At 55.5% G+C, this 19322-nt stretch carries 15 protein-coding genes and 1 other RNA gene; 9 read left to right on the top strand and 7 right to left on the bottom strand.

Annotation, left to right across the window (positions count from 1 at the left end; all coding sequences use genetic code 11):
• Positions 1-329: 329 nt before the first annotated feature.
• Entirely contained in the window at positions 330-1064 is a 735-nt protein-coding gene (locus EC9_RS14020) for a metallophosphoesterase family protein (RefSeq protein ID WP_218934132.1), read from the top strand.
• Positions 1061-1897 (top strand): alpha/beta hydrolase-fold protein, encoded by an 837-nt coding sequence (locus EC9_RS14015; protein WP_145346166.1) that lies wholly within the window; start codon positions 1061-1063, stop codon positions 1895-1897. Before EC9_RS14020 ends, EC9_RS14015 begins: the two co-directional genes overlap by 4 nt.
• Positions 1898-2376: 479 nt before the next feature.
• Here EC9_RS14015 and EC9_RS14010 read toward each other — a convergent pair whose 3' ends face one another.
• The gene (locus tag EC9_RS14010; RefSeq protein WP_145346164.1) at positions 2377-2940 is read right to left on the bottom strand and encodes a hypothetical protein; all 564 of its coding nucleotides are present in this window, start codon (positions 2938-2940) and stop codon (positions 2377-2379) included.
• Between the two features lie 644 nt (positions 2941-3584).
• Between EC9_RS14010 and EC9_RS26550 the strand changes: the two genes are divergently transcribed.
• Entirely contained in the window at positions 3585-3761 is a 177-nt protein-coding gene (locus EC9_RS26550; RefSeq protein WP_218934131.1) for a hypothetical protein, read from the top strand.
• 2399 nt (positions 3762-6160) lie between these two features.
• Positions 6161-6811 (top strand): hypothetical protein, encoded by a 651-nt coding sequence (locus EC9_RS14005; protein WP_145346162.1) that lies wholly within the window; start codon positions 6161-6163, stop codon positions 6809-6811.
• Here EC9_RS14005 and EC9_RS14000 read toward each other — a convergent pair whose 3' ends face one another.
• The gene (locus EC9_RS14000; RefSeq protein WP_218934130.1) at positions 6812-7924 is read right to left on the bottom strand and encodes a reverse transcriptase domain-containing protein; all 1113 of its coding nucleotides are present in this window, start codon (positions 7922-7924) and stop codon (positions 6812-6814) included.
• A 722-nt stretch (positions 7925-8646) separates the two neighbouring features.
• On the bottom strand, positions 8647-8853 hold the full coding sequence (locus tag EC9_RS13995; RefSeq protein ID WP_145346158.1) for a hypothetical protein: 207 nt from the start codon (positions 8851-8853) through the stop codon (positions 8647-8649).
• 352 nt (positions 8854-9205) lie between these two features.
• Here EC9_RS13995 and EC9_RS13990 point away from each other — a divergent pair, with 352 nt between their 5' ends.
• Positions 9206-9448 carry a helix-turn-helix transcriptional regulator gene (locus tag EC9_RS13990; RefSeq protein WP_145346156.1) on the top strand — a complete coding sequence of 81 codons (243 nt, stop codon included), beginning with the start codon at positions 9206-9208 and terminating at the stop codon, positions 9446-9448.
• Between the two features lie 431 nt (positions 9449-9879).
• On the opposite strand, the gene EC9_RS13985 is transcribed toward EC9_RS13990, so the two are convergent.
• Positions 9880-11703, bottom strand: a complete 1824-nt coding sequence (locus tag EC9_RS13985) for a hypothetical protein (RefSeq protein ID WP_145346154.1) — start codon at positions 11701-11703, stop codon at positions 9880-9882.
• 329 nt (positions 11704-12032) lie between these two features.
• Positions 12033-12413, bottom strand: a transfer-messenger RNA (tmRNA) gene (gene ssrA, locus EC9_RS13980).
• Between the two features lie 377 nt (positions 12414-12790).
• On the opposite strand from ssrA, the gene EC9_RS13975 reads away from it, so the two are divergent.
• On the top strand, positions 12791-14311 hold the full coding sequence (locus EC9_RS13975; protein WP_145349150.1) for a phytoene desaturase: 1521 nt from the start codon (positions 12791-12793) through the stop codon (positions 14309-14311).
• A gap of 15 nt (positions 14312-14326) precedes the next feature.
• Here the strand turns inward: EC9_RS13975 and EC9_RS13970 are convergent, their stop codons facing one another.
• Complete coding sequence (locus tag EC9_RS13970) at positions 14327-15163, bottom strand: ThuA domain-containing protein (protein ID WP_145346152.1); 837 nt, start codon at positions 15161-15163, stop codon at positions 14327-14329.
• 265 nt (positions 15164-15428) lie between these two features.
• Between EC9_RS13970 and EC9_RS13965 the strand changes: the two genes are divergently transcribed.
• The 3 genes from EC9_RS13965 to EC9_RS13955 all read left to right on the top strand — a co-directional run bounded on the left by EC9_RS13965 (position 15429) and on the right by EC9_RS13955 (position 18226).
• Complete coding sequence (locus tag EC9_RS13965) at positions 15429-15785, top strand: hypothetical protein (protein ID WP_145346150.1); 357 nt, start codon at positions 15429-15431, stop codon at positions 15783-15785.
• A 75-nt stretch (positions 15786-15860) separates the two neighbouring features.
• Positions 15861-17156, top strand: coding sequence for an alpha/beta hydrolase family protein (locus EC9_RS13960; protein ID WP_246105672.1), 1296 nt, complete (start codon positions 15861-15863; stop codon positions 17154-17156).
• A gap of 110 nt (positions 17157-17266) precedes the next feature.
• Complete coding sequence (locus EC9_RS13955; protein WP_145346148.1) at positions 17267-18226, top strand: putative 2-dehydropantoate 2-reductase; 960 nt, start codon at positions 17267-17269, stop codon at positions 18224-18226.
• 5 nt (positions 18227-18231) lie between these two features.
• On the opposite strand, the gene EC9_RS13950 is transcribed toward EC9_RS13955, so the two are convergent.
• The gene (locus tag EC9_RS13950) at positions 18232-19206 is read right to left on the bottom strand and encodes a glycosyltransferase family 2 protein (RefSeq protein WP_145349148.1); all 975 of its coding nucleotides are present in this window, start codon (positions 19204-19206) and stop codon (positions 18232-18234) included.
• Positions 19207-19322 lie beyond the last annotated feature (116 nt).

Here is a 19322-nt window from a genome sequence, read left to right as displayed (position 1 = left end):
TGAATGCAAAAGTCGTCCGAGAATTGCGAGGCAATCTTCAGTCGCCACACGGACCGATTGCGATGTTGTTTAGCGACGATAAAGTCTCTCACGCCTGCAGAATACTTCCTGGCGACCTAACAGCAGAAGCCAACCCGACGTGTTTCTTGTCTCTTAACACTAACAAAGTGTACAGGAGAGCACAGCCAGGGAGGGGAGCGAGGGGCAGTGGCCGCTGAACGCGACTGAACAGATGAATGTTCAGCCCCATGTTTTGAAACGGGGCCGTCGCAGCCGATTGGCAGCGGAAGCCCGATCTCTCTGCGATTCTGAAGTACGATCCCCACCTTTTGCTGGCGGCGGGCGATCAGATCAGCAGCATTTGGCAGACGTGCGGTGAAGAGAAGAAGGACTGCGTGAAGCCGTATGCCGATTTGATCGACACCTACCCGAAGCTCTTTCGCTCGATTCCTTTCCTGCCTGCCTTGGGCAATCACGACCGGGAGATTCGCACCCGTGGCAGCAAGCCTCCCGCCGAGCCGGTCTGTGACGTTGAAGCGACCGCCTTTTGTCGTTTCTTCGAGCTTCCCGGCAATGAATGGAAGTGGCACTTCGACGTGCCGCAGTTCGGCGTGCGGTTCGTCGCACTCGACTTCAACCATATTTCAGATTTCGGGACGACCTGGCAGACCTGCCAGGCCTTCGGCGAGGACTCGGAGCAATTCCGGTGGTACGAGAGACTGATGGAGAAGCCCAACCCCTTCGTCGTGACGCTTTACAACGAGCGGAACGCCAGCATCCGGAATCAGGCAAAAGGGAAATGGCACGACATTTTTCGCAAGGGAACGCTTTGCATTACCGGCTTCGGGTATTATGCCGAGCGGGCAAAGGTCGATGGCTTCCCTTACTACAACACGTCGCTGAGCGGCACGGGGAATCAGTATCCATACCCGCACTCGAAGCTTCTGGCGGGCGAAGACAGCTATGTCCTGCTGACCTTCGACCGGGAGGCGGGAACGATGACGGTCGAAATCAAGGGGCTCGACGGGGACGTACTGGATCGTAAGGAGTTCGAGAAGCGATGAAAATTGGTGGGATTGTCTGCAGCCTGCTCATCCTCGTTGGGCCGCTCATTGCACTGGGCGACGAGGATATCGAAATTTCCAAAGTTCAGCGTGACCAGCAGGGTTTTCTCGTTCACGCTGTTGAGTCTCCCCATCAAGCGGGACGCACCGAGATCAGAGTGCTACTGCCGGATCGAACCGAATACGGCAAGCGATACCCGGTCGTCTACGTTCTGCCGGTCGAGCCAGACCGAGAAAATCGATTTGGCGACGGTCTTCTCGAAGTGAAGAAACACGATCTTCACAACAAGCATGGCGTGCTCTTCGTTGCCCCCACTTTCTCGAACTTGCCCTGGTACGCCGACCACCCCACGAAGTCGGAGCTACGCCAGGAGAGCCATTTCCTGAAGGTCGTCCTCCCGATTGTCGAGCAGACCTATCCGGTGTCGAAAGAGCCGAGGAATCGCTTGTTGCTCGGCTTCAGCAAGTCGGGCTGGGGAGCGTTTACTCTGCTGCTTCGGCATCCTGACCACTTTGGCCGGGCCGCTGCATGGGATGCACCGCTGATGATGACCCAGATCGGAAAATACGGCACCGGCGATATCTTGGGTGCCCAGGAGTGCTTTGACAATTACCGTCCCGACCATCTGATCCAGATGAACGCCGAGAAGTTGCGGGGAGAGAAGCGGCTGATTCTCACTGGGTACGGGAACTTCCGAGAGCATCACCAGCAGGCCCATGCTCAGCTCGACAAATTGCAGATTCCGCACGAATACCGCGACGGTCCGCAGCGGAAGCACGACTGGCACAGCGGTTGGGTGAGCGAGGCCGTCGGGCTTCTGGTTTCTGAATGACAGGAGCGGGCTTTAACGATCTTCCGTCGGTTCGCTCGCCTACAGCATCGTTTTCAGCGGCTCGAGATCGGCCAGTCGGTTCTCTGTGCCAACTTCGATCAACACTGACTCCGTCAGACGTTTTTTTTGCCAAGCTTGGAGATTATGCGTCAAGTTGTTCTTCAATTTACAGTTTGGCGTTTAGATCCGCGTCATGCAACTGCGGAATGAGCATCTCTCGCTGGCTGGTTTCCCATTCGCAGTGTGGCGGAAGGCTGACCAAATCTGAAGCGGTTACGTGCTTCAACCGTAAGCCTTTTGCAATGCCAACGACGGCGTGACCTGCCTCGTGAAGGGCATCACACCTTTCTGGTTTCCGGTTAAGGTCAGATGTTTGAGTAAACTAGGTGCGAACTCTCGGAGTGACGCATGACGTCTGCCGTAATCGGGCACGAACGGAAGACGTTGATATTAGTTGCCGCGTGAATGAGTGCTCCGGGTCACGGCATTGTAAGGGCCTCCAATTGCTCCTTCACTGCTGGAACGACCATTCCCTGATTGAATGCATATCCTGTATCACGGCGGATTGCATCGAAATATGCCACTACGTCTACGTCTGGAATGTGTTGGCCGAAAAAACTCTGTGTTTCGTCAATTAAGAACCTTACAAACTGTGGGACAATCGCCAGAACTTGATCGACATCGACTATTTGCTCACGCTCTGGAGCCCACAGAATCTTGAACGGATTCTCATTGTGCGGGCCAAAGCCGGACGACCCAAACTTCGGGTAATTCGTTTGGGCTCGCCAGGCGTCATATGAATCACGATTGTATGTATGCAGTGCCTGATCGGTTATCACGATCATAAAGAGTGACAAAATGAACTTCGAGCGATCATCATCTGGAATTGGAGCCAAATCGGCTCGAACAGAGTCCCAATTTGGGCCCCCAAAGAAGACCACGGCGGAGTCTCGCATGATGTTTTCACGCACAGTGTTGTTTGGGCGAAGAAACTCAAGTCTTGCGAGTTGCGACGGAAACGTCTGATAGAAGTATTCACGCATGGTCGATTATCTTTAGAACTAACGATGTAATTATGCCCGGTTGGTCCGGAGATAAGGGCGGGAGAAAAGTATTCACGACGGTTGCACCTTCGGGGGCTTCGGTGACAGATGGGGTGTTCTCGCCGGTTCGGCAGGGACTTATCGCTGGTGCCCCCGTCTGTCTTGGGTCTAGCTTGGCAAGTTTGGGATCCGGTTGCAAGCAAAATTCGATGGCACAGGTCGCGAGGGACGAGTAGCCGACTGAACGAACATCATGAAGAGAGCAAGTGACTCAACGGTCGTGGCGACGAGAAGTCAAATCCACGCTGATAGTTCGCCGTCTGGAGAATCGGCAATTTGTCAACCGCCCGAAGGACTGCAAGGCTCGATCAGGCTGCCGTGTGGGGCAAGGGCGTACGGGAAGGATTTGTTTCCCCTTAAAGACCTCGACACACCCGGCACGGTAGGTACGCAGCACTTCCAACTCGGCAGCTCGACTGGAGTCGCAGCCTCTGCCCAAGAAGTCACACGAGCAATCGTCCGATGCAGCCTTAGGTGTTACGCGTTTTTGATATCCACCGAGTGAGTCCGGCGGAGCAAGTTCCACATAGATCGTGAGCGACCAGCCAATTAAAAGCCCTCACCGATTTTGGTTCGAAAGATCAATGACTGACCTGATCTCTGCGAACAACACGAGCCGCTTGAAGGCGACTGAAGAAAACCAACTCAACAGCTTCAAAAGGAAACTACCGATGGATGATAAAACGAAGGGGACGGTCAAGCACAATCTGACCATGCCGAAGGAAAACCCGCCAATTCAGAAAATTACTCACCCACGTTAGTCAATTGAAAATCCACATGCCCTCCTCCCGATATCAAACTAGCAGGTCGTGTAAATTCCGGATTTTAGGTTCCGGCCGCATTAAGGCATCGTAGATACTCACCAGTCGTCGCGAGAAACACCAAGGACAAATGTGGTTGTAAAAACATTTGTCAGTCATCGGTTTTACGTGGAACCCACTCGGCGGGCAGTTGAGAGCGTAGGTAAAATGCAAAGCTCGGCTAGGGTCTTTCTCAATGGCCCGGTAATACTGGCAACGTATCGAGAGTTGGAGTCTCGCAGCAGCATACCAGGGCTCAGGAACGTCCGGCTCGCAGTTAGCTAGTATGCAGTCCTGAGTAAGCTGCTGAATTGGCGGGTTAGCCTTCAGCATGGTCAACTTGTGTTTGATCGTCCCCTTCAACGGGGTTTCGTTCATAGTTAGTTTCCTTTTGCAATACGGGGCATGGCCCTCCAAGTGCAAGAAAGTCAAAAAAAGAAGGGTACATGATAACTTGCGAATATTCGCAAGTTATCATGGTCTACTTTCTTTCAGAAAGTATCCCGGGCAGTTTTCAGGAACTGTCTCGGGGGATGGTTTAAAACGAAAAAATTAAACGGCCAAAAAAGTCGTCCAATTCATGTTGTCGACGAAGGCGATTTCAATCCAACGCTCTCATCTATCTATCTATTTTATTTCGTATACTAAGCGTATGCCACGAAGGCGGGCGTAGCCCTTTGATCTCATCTGTCCTCTTTTCAAGCTAAGAGGATCCCACGAAGGGCCTTGGTGCACACAACCACACTAAGAGTCTACCACGAAGGCCTATGCTGTACACGACTACACCACCAAGGGGCTCCCACGAAGGTTCATGTCGTGCCTAGGTTATCTGCGTATGGTACACAAAAAGGGCCTATGTGTACGTGTACCGCGTGCTGGGATACTTTCCGTAGGAAAGTAGACCATGATAACTTGCGAATATTCGCAAGTTATCATGGTCCCCCATTTGTGATCATTAATCGCACCGTGCGATTATCCTGCGATAGCGGATTACCTGCCGTACGCGTTAGAGGGCATAGGGAGCACCTCACGCCAGCTTGGGCTGTACTTGGTCTCTAAGTCCTCCTTGGCCTGTCGGAGGCCTCTAGCGACCCGTTTTCGGCGATCTCCGTAGATCTCAGTGGCCGAGAGACCTCCACATCCCGCGTGGTGCCACAGCATGGCCCTGTGGCTCACGTAGAGCTCCAGGCCCTCTCCTTGGACCCTATGGCTGTAATCGACGTCAGCGGCCCAACCAGGAGCTCTGAAGATGGGGTCCAAAAAGCCCACAGCCTGCAATGTCTTTCTAGGTATCAGCATGCAGGTACCGCCTGCACACCGCAACGGATCTACCGCAACCCTCGCCGGGAGGGAGGGTGAGTGGTTCAGAATCAGAACCCGACGCTGCTCTTGAGGCGGTTGGCCCTATATCTCTTCCCGAAACCACACACATACGGAGAAACTTATTGACGCATTTTGTCAATATTCGGCTCGTTAATCGGCCTGGCTAACCTCCTGAATGCGGAAACCAGCCCGGTTTGACGGGATCGGTGACCGCTTCCAGGCCTTAGCGACCGCATTTGGCGGTTACGGAAAAGGATTAATTAAGCAGTGTCGCCACGACTGCCAGGCTTTTGGGGCATGGTTGCAGGCGATTTCTTCCACGGACTCGCTCGCTAAAACTGGATCTCGACGCGAATCCGCAGGTCCGGCTAGAAATTGTTAAAGAGCGTCAGGAGCCTAAAGGGAAGATCGCAAAGCTAAATGTAAGGTATCCATTGCCAATTCGACTGGCGTGTCTTGCGAATCATCAAAGTTTTTGGCATCCCTGCGGTCAAATATCTACAGCGTTTCCTTTGATGCGATTTATGTTAGAGTTTTTTTCAACGAGCAGGAAATCAACAATGCAATCTTCCAGTAGAATTCACATTTCCGGTACTCGACCTTCGTCACCAATCATCGACAACCACAAAACTTGATTCTGTCACTCAAACTCGCGTTCACTGGATACCGTTCCTTCGATACAATGTTTCGTGCATCAATTGTATAACCGGGACTTTTAGAGAGTGTAATGCAACGTGGCGTGGGAGAAGCGTCGAAACGGTCGGAGATACTTCTATCTTTGCCAACGCATGTCGGATAGCCGGGTTCATAAACAATACTTCGGCAAGGGACTGCGTGCGAAGACGGAATCGCTCCGTTTGGAGTCGGAGGCTTGTCAGAAGAAAATAGACTCGCAGCTTCGAGAAGTGATCGTTGAGCTCGACTCGATGGCGGAGGATTACGCGAGCTCAACACGATTACTCTTTGAAGCCCACCTTTATGCCACCGGGTATCACAACCCCAAAAGCCGAGGATAGCGAAAGCGAAGGAGCGGTCAGATGATCAAGTCTGCAGAATGCGAGAATCAGGAGCAGGGAGACAACGGCTTGGGACCATGTGAATTGGCTTCCGGAAAAGTGGCTCTGGAAGAAGCGGTTCGCCGGTGTCGTGGCGGCGACCGAGATGCGTTAGTCACGCTTCGCCAAGCGATGCAGGGAAATCCAGACCTGTTCAGCCGACACGGTCACGTTGCGGCCAAAGTTCAAACGGAATGGATTCGTGCCGTCTCGGGTCCTGATTTGTTTGAGCGAGAGGTGATGTTCAAGAGTGCCCGAGAACTTCGGCAAGGATTGATAGAAGAGGGCACCGGCAGCCATCTGGAGCGACTGACGGTTGACCATGTCGTTGCCGCGAATCTTGAGCAGGGCTTCCATGGTCTGATTGAGGCGAGGTGCGTCGGCAAGGGCATCGAGTTGCCCAAATTCCAGGTTGAGGCGTCACAGCGTGCTGCTCGACGCCTTGAGAAGGCCCTCACGGCTTTGACCACGCCCCGTGCTCTTGCCCCGCGAATGGAGTCGCACACGGAACTGGTCAGCGAGGAACCCACCGAAGAAAAGGCTCACGAGCCAACCGCATCGCATCCCCCTGCTGAGACCAACCGCTTAACCGCAGTTTTCGACAGGACGCGACATCCGGTTCCATTGAATTGATCAAACAGCAGGAAGCCAATGCGACACGTCCACCTGAGCACGCTCGGCTACGCGTCGGCCCGTCTTCCAAGCTGCCTGAGCGGCTTCGTCAGTGAACTCAGACATATTCATGCCGCATTGATCGGCCAATACACGAACGCGTTCAGCCACAACCGGCACCTCAGCTTTGCTGACGCCCAGAGCCTTCTGTGTCATCCATGACATCCCGATTGACGCGACTTCAAAGCCGGTGAGTGATTCATCTTTTTCGTGTTTGTGTTTTTGTTCCAACAAGTTGGCCTCCAGCTTGCACCAGCTGGATTCATTGACCCTGACTCGCAGTTCTCCATTGACCGATCGCAGGTTGAAGCCGGTCCAGTTCACGCGGTCACCACATGCGAGATCGTTAATCGCCTCATGCGAACTTTCGTTGATCTGCATGCCGATTTTTACAATGCGATTTCGGAGTGCATCAAAACATTGGTTGGCAGTTTCCTGGGTATCGCAGAAGACTGCGAGATCGTCCGCGTAACGAACAAGCATCGTGTCTGGGAAGTTCTTGCACCACCAACGATCCAGCAGGTGATCCAGATAGACATTGAGGCAGATCGGCGAAAAGGAAAGCCCCTGCGGGATGCCACGCTTGCGATTCCGGTCAAGCAGTTCTTCGATTAACCCCATCACTGGTGACTGATGAAGGCGGGAACGCAGGATTTGCAGCATCCGATTCTTGGGAACCGTTCCGAACGCGTCACGAATGTCACATGCGACCATGTGGTGCATCCCTCGCTCAATCATTGATTTCGCAGTCATCACGCAGTGGGCCGGTGACCGCTTGGGACGGAACCCCATGCTGAAATCATAAAAATCAGGGTCGAGGATCGGCGTCAACAGGTTGGATAGATTGCGAGCAACGATACGGGTTTCGTCTGGTGGAACCTCGATCGTTCGGGATCCTTTCTTGCCGGGCTTGGGTATTTTGTACTTTGTGTACTTCCCGCGTCGAAAGCTGCCGTCGAGCAGTTGGTTTTTAATTTCACGCAACCAATCCCAGGGATACCAGTTTGGGAGTGAGGCATACTCATCACGGATGATTCGCCGTCTACCGATGTTGTCAATTGCGATCGCTAACATTCGAGGGCTGGCGACTGCCTCGAGTAAAGAGTAGCAATGTTGGTGCATCCGTTCTTTCTTGATGCGAGCCCACTCCTGGACGTCGGAGTGATACGCATCGAGTGGGCTTTCGTCCTCCGATCGGTTGCCAAGATAGTTGCGTTGAAGATAACGGTGCCGAAGAGGCGAAATGGATTGGTAGGACAGGTGTACGGGCCCTTGATGATGTGAATTGGTCTTAGGAAAAGAACCGGGGCGGAGCACGTATGCCCAGCCCCGGTTGAAAAAAAAAATGAGGTTCGGGCGGTAGCCCGAGGAAAAAAAAACAATAATGCAAGCATCTCTTCCTCAAGCGTGTATCCCTCGAACGGCACCCGCATGATTAGCAGTGCGGATCGAAGATAGATGAAGACACCATATAGATGACCCTCTCCATCCGGGGTTTGAGTTGTTCTCCTTCTGTTAGAGCTGAGTAGTTAAGGATTCCACTGAACTTGGCCATTGTTCTTCCCGCCATCCTATGTCTCTGAACATCTCTTCTTTGTGAAACCAGAATCTCGAATGGAGCTCGGTTCCCGAGAGAGTGTCGAGTGAGGCGGTTGCTTCCGATGTGGATCGCATGGATCGGCTTGAGCAAGTCATCAGGGAAGAAAAAGGCAAAGTTGCGATCATTGGTTAACAATCGTTTCAGTGGGCTCTTTGGTTTCAGTGGGCTCTTGATCCTCGATTCAAAATTCCGGAATTTAGATCGAGTCGATGATCTTGTTCATTTCTTTGGCGTCTTTCTTGGCCTGATTGATCACGGCCTGTTTCATGTAGTCGCCGACGTTCATGCCCTTCATGTTGGCTGCCATCGTGACGACGGCATGTTCCTGATGAGAGAGGAACACCTTCATTTGCTTCGTGAGCGGTTTGTTGGCTGAATTGTCGTTGGGCATTTGCTTGTTCATTGCATTTATCAATTCCTGTCGCGTTTCGCGACTGCATGGATAGTATTCGCCTTTGCGTGACCGCAAAGGACCCTAGGGTCCTTAACGACCCCCGAAGGCCAATGCTAACCTGAAGACCGTCATTGGTCAATTCCACAAGGGGATTGTTTTAAGTTCCGCAAGGAAGGCCCAACGAGTGGGTTGAGACACCACTTGTTCCAGGGTTTTCAAGATGGCCAAACCAGAGAGCCAATACGCCCCGGCTCCATCTCGAAGAGAGATCGCACTTCACCTACTACTTGTCCGTCCGACTTGTTTGGCACAACGCGTCCAACATGCTCATTCCACTTCATCAGCAATGGAGGGTTGAGCGATGGCGAATTCACCTCTCACGCCTGGTCAGCTCGAACAGTTGGCCGACATGATCGCGGAGCGAGTGGTAAAACAGCCTCGTTGCCTCGGCAAGGCAGAACTTGCCCAGAAGCTCGGTGTCAGTACTAGCACCGTTGAACGATTGATGGCCGAGAAGAAGATTCCCGTTATCAGGGCCGCCCGGCGAGTCCTGTTCGACATCGAAGCCGTGCTGGCGGCACTCTCCACGAATAACGAAGAGTGAATGGCGGGAAACATCAAGGCTCGTCTCGTGGCGAGTCTTGTAAGCGGAAAGCAAATCACGATCAGACGAGAGGATCACAATGGCATCACTGCAGCATGCGACAGAAGACGGACGCGACAGCTGGAAACTCCGGTTCTACCTCAACAAGAAACGCAAGGTGATCGGTCTAGGGACGATTGCAAAAGCCGACGCGGAGGAAGCGAAGGAAAGCATCGAGTATTTGATCGAGTGTTCAGATCGCTCCAGAACGCCTTGCAAGAGCACGCGACAATGGCTTGACCGAATTCCAAATGGCCTGCACAGTCGCCTGGCAGCCCTCGGTTTGTGCGAGGCGAGAGTGGTTCGGGATCTACCGACGACCGTGATCGCCTATTGCCGAAGCTACATTGCGGGACGCAAGGACTGGTACACTGCGAATTCGGGCAAGCAGTTCAAGCGAGGCCACAGTCTTTCAGCTTTTGTCGAACGGTGGTGGAATGCACCTCACACTCTTTTGCGATCACTCGGACATCTCGGGTTCCCGCGTTCCAGTGATCCATGATTTTGCTCGTCAGTGGATCGTGAATAACGAGCGGGTCGGGAACGTCGTCGAACATTGGCTGGAGATGCTGTCGGTAATCTTTCTGAGCCTCGAAGAGATGGGCCCAGGGGCGATTTGAGTAGTGTTTGAAAAGCAATTTGTCGCCCTTGTGCGGGATGCCGTGTGCCAGAGCAACGCTGGCGAGCACGGCTCGATTCTGTTCGCTACCGAGCCAGTTGCTAAATTGATCTCGAAGCGTTCCGAAGGGGAGACTGGGGACCGCACCCTTCCCCTCCGCTTTGACAACGCGAGAAAGTAATCGACGCCACTCGTTGGAAAATGACGTCTGAGCATTACGGGATGAGTCGCGATAGAGATTTGCTCCTGTGTTCGTCAGTAGCATTCGCTCGGCCGGCTTCAATTCACGCTTGAGTCGTTGCTGGAGTTCGGCGTTCCACCACTCCGTCAGCTGGACGGTTTCTGGCCACAGCAACCACCAACCGACAACATCGGTCTTTGGCCGTAATAGCCCACACCATGAGTCATCATCGTCGCTGTCAAACTTGAGGCCTTCACTGGTCCATGGATGACGCTGATTCAGAAACAGATCTTCCCACTCGACCCGCCCAATCTCGGCTGCACCGTGCGAACAGTTCAGGCACCATAATAATTTCAGCCGTTGAGCTGGCATGGCGTGCTTGTAGATAAGCTTGAGGTGCTCGACGCTGAAAGTCTTGAGATCGATGTCCTGGATCGAACGTCGATCGGAGGGCAGACGTTTGACTTTCGTTTCGATCAAGTCGAAGTCTTCGGGACGCCGCCAGGCAAACTTGTCGGAAGTGTGAAGCCATATAAAGAACCTTCTGAGCTCGCCAACGTGACTTGCACAGTGCTTTTTAGAAAGCGGCCCCTTCGTTCTCAGGTTGAGCGGACGGTTTTTCCAGAAGTCGTAGATCTCCAGACAACGCGTAAAGTCCAGCATTGCCAGGGGCACGTCAGGTTGTCGATTCTGAAAGTTATCAATCATTCCGAGCATGTGATGGCCGCTGCCATCAAATTCACCAGCCTTGGTGAAGTAAGCCTTCCGGTGCTGGTAATATTCTCGCAGGGCCTCATGAAACGTTCCCGGAATAAGGGGGCTGTTCTTGGTTGGGGGCTTTTGGGAACGAACCTTTGCGGTGGTAACGATGGCTTCTCGTGCCACCTGTTCGTGGAACCGAGCCGTGTCATCGATATGTTGCTGCGACATGGTCCACGGGACCGATGGGTAGGCTGCCGTCAGTCGGTTGAGCAACTTGAAAGCATCCTGCCACGACAAGTCGTCGATAGTTGGCGGGTGCGAATCGCGAGGCCCCGAAAACAACTGGGTAAAAAAGCCAAACCGGTAGTCGACGTGTTTGCTGCGATAGATGGAGGGGAGGAGTTCAGTCAGTGGCGGAAGGGTTATGGGGCGGATGCCCAGCCTGATTTGCTCGGCGACCCACAGGGCAAGCGGCGACCATTGGGCTTCACGGCCAGCCACGGTGACGCCACCGTTCCTTCCGCTGCTCCCAAACGCGGACCACGCTCTTTCCTCTGGTCCCCGGCCGCCTTCCGCTGTCGAACCGAGGTGGGGTGTTTGCCGTCCCAAGAGCCTCTGGGCTTCTACCTCAACGACGAATTCCGGAAGTCCTATCAACACCTCTGGATCCACAAAGACTTGGCTGAGGAAGAACTGCTGGTGGTCGTTCCACAACTCCCGCATTCGTGAGATGCGAGCCTCGAGTTCCAGCGAAGTAAGTTCGCGTGGAAACCGCCAACGGCTTCCCCTGGAGCGAGAATCGCTCTCCCTTGGCGTCGCCGTTTCGACCTGATTTGCGACGTTTGTGCCGTCGCGTGATTTTGCCGCTGGAATGGTTGATAGCGATACTCCCTGGCTCTATCCACTAGCGTCTAATTGGACCCGGAAACCAATCTAATTGGACCTCCGACTGGACCTATTTGACGCTACGGGGTTTCAGAAAGCAAGGAAATCGCCGTAAACCTATGAAAAGAGCCAACTTGCGATTTCTCGCAAATTGGCCCTAGTGGAGGCGGCGGGAATTGAACCCGCGTCCCGCGATGCATCCACGGCACCGTCTACGTGTGTAGTCAAACTATTTATGTCTCCTCGAGGAAGACTATTCGCTTACCAAGGCGCTGCCTGACAGGCTCCCCGGTTCGCTAACTCGAATCTTGTTTAACTCTCCGCGTCTCGAGTAGGACGGCGAGCGATCCAGAATTGTGACGGATACAGAAGACGACTCTGGCGGTCATCTAAAGATCCGGGCTACCTGTTCTTAGGCGGCCAGTGCGAAACTTTCGTCTGCAACTAAAAATTGTGATCAGCTTTTTACGTGGCCAACTGATCAACCACGACACGCGAGCACGCGCTTCTATTCATCCGGTCGAATCCAGATCGCCCCCTTTTCAGAGGACCTCTTGGATGGCTAAACCGCAATCAAATAAAAACTGCGTTCCAACCGCGACACAGCTCTGCCGCCACGGGATCGCTCCCGCAACAAGCTCGCTTGCGTCACGCCCGAATTCTAGCTTGTTTTCCTCCCAAGGCAACGCCGATTCGAACAAGTTTGTTCCGCCGCAATGGGTGTATCCTCTGCCGCACAATTGACTTACGCTTGTCGTCGAAGTTGGGCCCCTCGCGGTTTGGCCAACTGGACGCTTGCACCAAGAATGCCGAAGCGTCCGCAACGCGCGGTCCGACGGGGTGGCAACAGGAGCTGGCGTCCAACGCGGACGAAAATGGAAAGCTATCGAGTGCGGTTGCGCTGACAAGGAATTTCGTGAAGCGAAACGTTGTGATTATCGGTGCCGGGCCGGGCGGTCTGGCGACGGCGATGCAGTTGGCTGCTGCCGGGTTGAACGTGACGGTGTTGGAACGCCGCGGCCAAGTTGGCGGAAGGACCTCGGCGATCGAGGCCGATCGGTTCCGCTTCGATCTCGGCCCCACCTTCTTCTTGTACCCGCGCGTTTTGCGCGAGATCTTCGCTTCGGTTGGCCGAGACCTCGACACCGAGGTGCCGATGCGACGACTGGAGACTCAATATCGACTGACCTTCGGCCAAGGGGGACAGATCGACGCGTCGAACGATCTCGAAGCGATGGACCGCCAGATTCGCCAGTTCGCACCAGCTGATGCCGGCCAGTTGAAACGGTACTTGGACGACAATCGCGTCAAGCTGGCGCGGTTCCGCCCGATCCTGGAGTCTCCGTTCAGCTCGCCGTTGGATCTGCTGCGGCCCGACGTATTAAGGGCCTTCCCGCTGCTGCATCCGTTGAGGTCGCTGGGGTCGGAGCTGGAACGTTATTTCAGCGATCCACGGATGGTGATCGCGCTTTCATTTCAGGCGAAGTATCTGGGGATGTCGCCGTTTCGCTGCCCGAGTCTGTTCAGCATCCTGTCGTTCCTCGAATACGAATACGGAGTCCATCATCCAATCGGCGGTTGCGCGGCGGTTAGCGAGCGGATGGCGGAGATCGCCCAGGCGATGGGAGTGCAAATTCGCTTGAACCAGCCGGTCACGGGACTGCAGTTTTCGGGACGGCGCGTGACCGGAGTGCAAACCGAAAACGAAACGATCGCTGCCGATGCGATCGTTATCAACGCCGACTTCTCCGCCGCGATGCGAGACCTGGTCCCCAACAGGCTGCGGCGACGGTGGGCCGACAAAAAGCTGGCCGGCAAAAAATACTCCTGCTCCACCTTCATGATGTATCTGGGTGTGCGAGGCGAGATCGACGGACTGGCTCATCACAACATCCACATCGCGCGGGATTACCAACAGAATCTCCGCGACATCGAGATCGACCACCGGCTGTCCGACGATCCTTCCTTTTATGTCCAGAACCCCGGCGTGACCGACCCGACGCTGGCACCCGAGGGACATCGCTCGCTGTACGTTCTGGTCCCCGTAAGTCACGAGCATCCGAACATCGACTGGGCAAAAGAGACGCCGCGATTCCGCGAACTGACGCTCGATCGCTTGTCGCAAATCGGGCTGCCCGATCTGCGCGACCGGATCGTCTATGAAAAGATCGTCACGCCAGCGGACTGGTCGGGAGAGCATAAGATCTATCGCGGGGCGACGTTTAATCTGGCTCACAACCTGGGGCAGATGTTGCATCGCCGCCCACAGAACCGGTTCGAGGAACTCGACGGCGTCTACCTTGTCGGCGGCGGCACGCATCCCGGCAGCGGGCTGCCGGTGATCTACGAGTCGAGTCGAATCTCGAGTCGGCTGTTGTTAAACGATTTGGGAATCGACACGTCCTTCATCGACGCGGCCGCGGCCACGTCGAATTGAACGAAAGACGAAGCGTTATTTCTTCGCAGCTTCGGTGTCCGCTTTGGCTTTTAATTCCTGAGCCGCCGAGAGTTCGGGGTTCGGCGTCGCGTCGCCCGGCTCTTGGCCCAACATCCACTTCATCCCGCCCAACAGCGACGCGAGATAGGTCTCGTTGGTCCAGACGTCTTCGCGATGCCCGAGGCTCATGTGCATCGCTTTGCCATCGCCATATTCCTTCACCCACAACACGGGGACGTGGTACGGTTCTTTCAATTCGGTCTTGGCCATGTTCAGGCTCATCAGCACGCGGACCTTTTCGGGCTGCCAATTTTTAAAGCGATAGATCTCATCCTTTAGCGTCACCTCTTCGCCCCAGGGCTTGCTGGCTGGATGGTCTTGATCGTGAACGGTGATCGTGACTGTCGATCCCGCTCCCCAAGGATGCCCGTTAAACGTGCCACCGATCATGTCCCAGTATGGCTTGTAGTTATGAAAGGTGTCGGCGGCGGAGTGGGTGCCGATAAAGCCGTGCCCCTTCTGCTTCAGCCAATCGTTAAAGAAGTAGTCGAGGTCCTCTTCGGCGATCGGCAGGTCGCCGGTGGTGTAGAACAGAACGAGGTCGTAGTGTTGCAGCTTCTCTTTCGTAAAGTCGGCGGCGACATCCTGCGTGCAATCGGCGCGGAACAGACCGGTGGAGACACCCAATTCGGTGATCGCCCGTTCGGCCGGTGACAGCGGCATCTTCTCGCGTTTGACCGGACCGTGGCGGTAGCCGGCGCTCTGCGTGACCATCAACAAGCGAGCCGGTTCGGCAATCGCCAACATCGCCATCGAAGCGACAAGGCTGAAACAAAATAGCAATCGAACCATCGATCGAGTCTCCAGAAGATTCAGTTTAACTTTAGTTGGGGGGCGGGCATTTCAAGGCCATCAGTTTAGTCGCTCGCCAATGCCAGGTCTGCTTCGCGGAGGGAAATCGGTTTCCGCGTGGTGCAGCGAGCGTCGCAGCCACAGCATTTCCAACGGTCTCCGTCGAATTCAATCCGCGAAAAACTTGGCTTTTGCCCCGCCGACGCAATAATAACGCGGGCGTCACCGGGGCCAGGTTTTTCGAGTGTTTGAGGTTTTACAAACGATGAGCAGACTGCGATGCGAGGGCTGGTGGGAACAACAGGGCCTGGGCCGACAACCGATGGAGGATTTGCAGATTGTGTTCCGCGAAGGCCAGGTGTCGGGCAGCGGCCGCGATATCGTGGGAGCTTTTACGCTGAGCGGACAACTGCAGGGTGAACGGGCGCTGTTGGTGAAGCAGTACCTGGGCTCGCACCGCGTCGATTATCCCGGTTCGTTTGATGGGGAAGGGACGTTGCAAGGTCTATGGAGCATCGATGGATTTGGCGGCAAGTGGATGATTCACGTGGCTCGCGATGCGGAGGCCAATTCAAATCGCGAGGTGGCGGAGATCCAAGACTGGCCGCCAGCGAAGGCGTAGCCCCGCGACTTGCATCGCCTGGGGATACCGAGCATCATGTGGGACTGAAATTCCCTTCCTGGAGATCCCGCATCGATGCCTACCACCGCAAAATCCACGACTCTGCAAATCGCAACATTCTGCCTCGCGTTGACGCTCCCAACGGCGATGCTGTCGGCACAGCCAGCCGGCTACAATTACGACGAAGCCAAAGTTCCGGCCTACACGCTACCCGATCCGCTGGTGATGGCCGATGGCACTCCCGTCACGTCGGCTGACCAATGGCCTAAGCGTCGCGACGAGATCATGGACTTGTTCCTGCAAGAAGTTTACGGCAAGGCGCCAGGCAAACCGGAAGGGTTGCACTTCAAAGTCATCGAACAGAGCGACGACGCGGTCAACGGCAAGGCGACGCGGAAACAGGTCCGCGTCTTCTTCGATGCCGATGAAACCGTGGCGATGGATATTCTGATCTACCTGCCCAAGAAACTAGTCGACGCGAAGCAGCCGGTTCCGACTTTCCTGACCCTCAATTTTTTTGGCAACCATTCGATCTCCGACGACCCGGCGATCGTGTTGTCAGAGAGTTGGATGCGGTCGAGCAAAGAGAAGGGAGTCGTCGACCATCGGGCGACCGAAGCGAGTCGCGGAGCGTCGGCGAGTCGTTGGCCCGTGGAGACGATCATCGATCGCGGCTACGGATTGGCGGCGATCTATTACGGCGATATCGACCCCGACTTCGACGACGGTTTCAAGAACGGTGTCCACGCTTTATATGATCCGCCCGCCAAAGACGGCTGGGGATCGATCGCAACTTGGGCTTGGGGATTGAGCCGGGCGATGGACTACCTGGAAACCGATGCCGAGATCGACGCAAACCGGGTCGCCGTCTTCGGCCACTCGCGTCTAGGCAAGACATCGTTATGGGCCGGTGCGTCCGATCCGCGATTTTCGATCACGATCTCCAACGATTCGGGATGCGGCGGAGCGGCGATCAGCCGCCGCGCGTTTGGCGAAACGGTTGCTCGGATCAACACAAGCTTCCCGCATTGGTTTTGCGACAACTACACGAAATACAACGACAACGAAGCTGCGTGCCCCGTCGACCAGCATCAGCTTGTCGCATTGATCGCTCCCCGCAGCGTCTACATCGCCAGTGCCCAAGGGGATACCTGGGCCGATCCACGCGGCGAGTTCTTGAGCGCCGTGCATGCCGCACCTGTCTACCAGCTGCTGGGAACCGATGGAATCGGCGGCGAAACCGAACTGCCGCCAGTGAACGAACCGATTATGCACACGATGGGCTATCACATCCGCACCGGCAAGCACAACGTCACCGACTTCGATTGGAAAGCCTACATGGACTTCGCCGATCAACGGTGGGGCAAGTAGTCGCGGGCCTGGTCGGTCGCCTTTTGCTGTGCGAAAGTGCGATTCTGGGGCACGCTCTTTCGCGGAGCGAAAGGCGACCATCGGAACTTAACTTAGGAGCGAACAACGGAATGTCGTCGAAGCGAAGTTATGCGATCATCGGTACCGGAGCACTCGGCGGATACTACGGCGGTCTGATGGTTCGCGCCGGGCTGGACGTTCACTTCCTGTTGCGATCGGACTTCGATCACGTGCAGCAGCACGGATTGCGAATCGATTCGAAAAACGGCGACTTCCATTTGCCGCAGGTCAACGCCTACCGCAGCGCCGCCGAGATGCCGGCTTGCGACGTCACGATCGTGGCGATCAAGACGACAGCAAATGAACAACTGGCAGATATTTTGGCTGCCACAACGCGCGACGGCGGCGTGGCGCTGGTGCTTCAAAATGGATTGCACGTCGAATCCGATGCGGTCGCTGTGGTTGGGCCCGATCGCGTCCTGGGCGGTTGTTGCTTCTTGTGCAGTAACAAAGTCGGACCGGGACACATCGACCATATCGATTACGGCCGGATCGCGTTTGGTGAATACCGCGCCGACGGCTCGGTGCAACCGATCAGCGACCTGACTCGAGCGATCGAAGCCGATCTGCAAAGTGCGTCGATCCCGGCCGAAGCTGTCGACGATCTGATCAAGGTCCGCTGGCAAAAGCTGATGTGGAACATTCCCTTCAACGGTTTGTCGGTCGTGTTAAACGCATCGACAGCCGAGATCATGAACGATCCTGCATCGGAAGCCCTGGCCGAACAGATCATCCGCGACGTGCGAACTGCTGCGATGCAGTGCGGCAAGACGATCGATGAAGCGTTTGTCGACAAGATGATGAACGATACGCGGGCGATGGTCCCGTACGACAGCAGCATGCGAGTCGACTTCAAACAGGACCGGCCGATGGAGGTCGAAGCGATCGTGGGCAACCCGTTGCGAGAATTGCAGCGTCACGGCGGCCAATCGCCACGACTGGAAATGCTGTATCAGCAATTGACGTTCTTCGACCGGCGGCGGACCAAACAACATACCTCGCGCGGCTAATCGATCTACGCGGCGCGGTTCATGGCAACGGTCTGGTTTGCGGATTGGTTGATGCTGCGGATCGCAAATGGGCGGCGATTGCTGCGTTGGTAATAGAGTCGCGTGTTCATTTCGCCAAGTAGCCCAAGCCCCAAGAACTGCAACGAGACGATCCCCATAAAAACTGTCAGCAGCAGCAGCGGATTGCCTGTCATATCGATGCCACTGAAAAGCTTCATCGCCGCGACGCCGAGGCCCGCGAAACCGCTGACCGCAAGGGCCGCAAGCGCCAGTCGGCCCAACAGCTTCATCGGCCGATCCATGTAGTCGATCAAGAACTTGACGGTGATCAGATCCAACACAACGCGAGTCGTGCGGCTGAGCCCATATTTGCTGGTCCCAAACTGCCGGGCGTGATGGGCGACGACCATCTCGTGGCACCGCGCGCCGCGGGCATGCGCCAGCACGGGGATGAAGCGGTGCATCTCGCCGTATAGATCCAATTCGTCGGCGACTTCGGCCCGAATCGCTTTGAGCGTACAGCCGAGGTCGTGGATCGGCAGCCCGGTCACCCGCGAGATCAAGCGGTTGGCGATCAGCGAGGGGAGCTTGCGCGTGAGCCAAGTGTCGTGGCGATCCTTCCGCCAGCCATGGACCAGGTCGGCCCCTTGGTCGATCGCATCCAGCATCGCAGGAATATCGTGCGGATCGTTTTGCAGATCGCCATCGAGCGTAACAAGCACGCGGCCGCGGGCCTGTTCGAGCCCCGCTTGCATCGCGGCGGTCTGACCGTAGTTGCGGCGAAAGTGAACGACTGTCACGCGGCGGTCGCGGGCGGCGATCTCGTCCAACCGCTGCGAACTGCCATCGTTGGATCCATCGTCGACGAAGACGATCTCGGTCGCCGCGGGCAGCTGAGGCATCACCCCCGTCATCCGATCGTATAGCGGACGGACGCTATCGGCCTCGTTGAAAATCGGAATAATGATCGAGAGATCCACGTCGTGACTCAACGGTGTTTTGGAGAGCTTGGAAGCGCAGAGCTTACCGAAGCAACGCCCCCCGAAACAACGTCAATCGCGGCGGAGGCAGTTGCGCCAATCCGCGCGAAGTGATT

This window comes from Rosistilla ulvae (assembly GCF_007741475.1).
GTDB lineage: Bacteria > Planctomycetota > Planctomycetia > Pirellulales > Pirellulaceae > Rosistilla > Rosistilla ulvae.
Note: the sequence above shows the minus strand (reverse complement) of the source record. Positions and strands in the feature narration are given on the sequence as shown.

Excerpts from the sequence above, each read along its gene's own strand:
- EC9_RS14015 (WP_145346166.1), top strand. The coding sequence starts at position 1,061 with ATGAAAATTGGTGGGATTGTCTGCAGCCTGCTCATCCTCGTTGGGCCG.
- EC9_RS14010 (WP_145346164.1), bottom strand. The coding sequence starts at position 2,940 with ATGCGTGAATACTTCTATCAGACGTTTCCGTCGCAACTCGCAAGACTT.
- EC9_RS26550 (WP_218934131.1), top strand. The coding sequence starts at position 3,585 with ATGACTGACCTGATCTCTGCGAACAACACGAGCCGCTTGAAGGCGACT.
- EC9_RS14005 (WP_145346162.1), top strand. The coding sequence starts at position 6,161 with ATGATCAAGTCTGCAGAATGCGAGAATCAGGAGCAGGGAGACAACGGC.
- EC9_RS14000 (WP_218934130.1), bottom strand. The coding sequence starts at position 7,924 with ATGTTAGCGATCGCAATTGACAACATCGGTAGACGGCGAATCATCCGT.
- EC9_RS13995 (WP_145346158.1), bottom strand. The coding sequence starts at position 8,853 with ATGAACAAGCAAATGCCCAACGACAATTCAGCCAACAAACCGCTCACG.
- EC9_RS13990 (WP_145346156.1), top strand. The coding sequence starts at position 9,206 with ATGGCGAATTCACCTCTCACGCCTGGTCAGCTCGAACAGTTGGCCGAC.
- EC9_RS13970 (WP_145346152.1), bottom strand. The coding sequence starts at position 15,163 with ATGGTTCGATTGCTATTTTGTTTCAGCCTTGTCGCTTCGATGGCGATG.
- EC9_RS13965 (WP_145346150.1), top strand. The coding sequence starts at position 15,429 with ATGAGCAGACTGCGATGCGAGGGCTGGTGGGAACAACAGGGCCTGGGC.
- EC9_RS13960 (WP_246105672.1), top strand. The coding sequence starts at position 15,861 with ATGCCTACCACCGCAAAATCCACGACTCTGCAAATCGCAACATTCTGC.
- EC9_RS13955 (WP_145346148.1), top strand. The coding sequence starts at position 17,267 with ATGTCGTCGAAGCGAAGTTATGCGATCATCGGTACCGGAGCACTCGGC.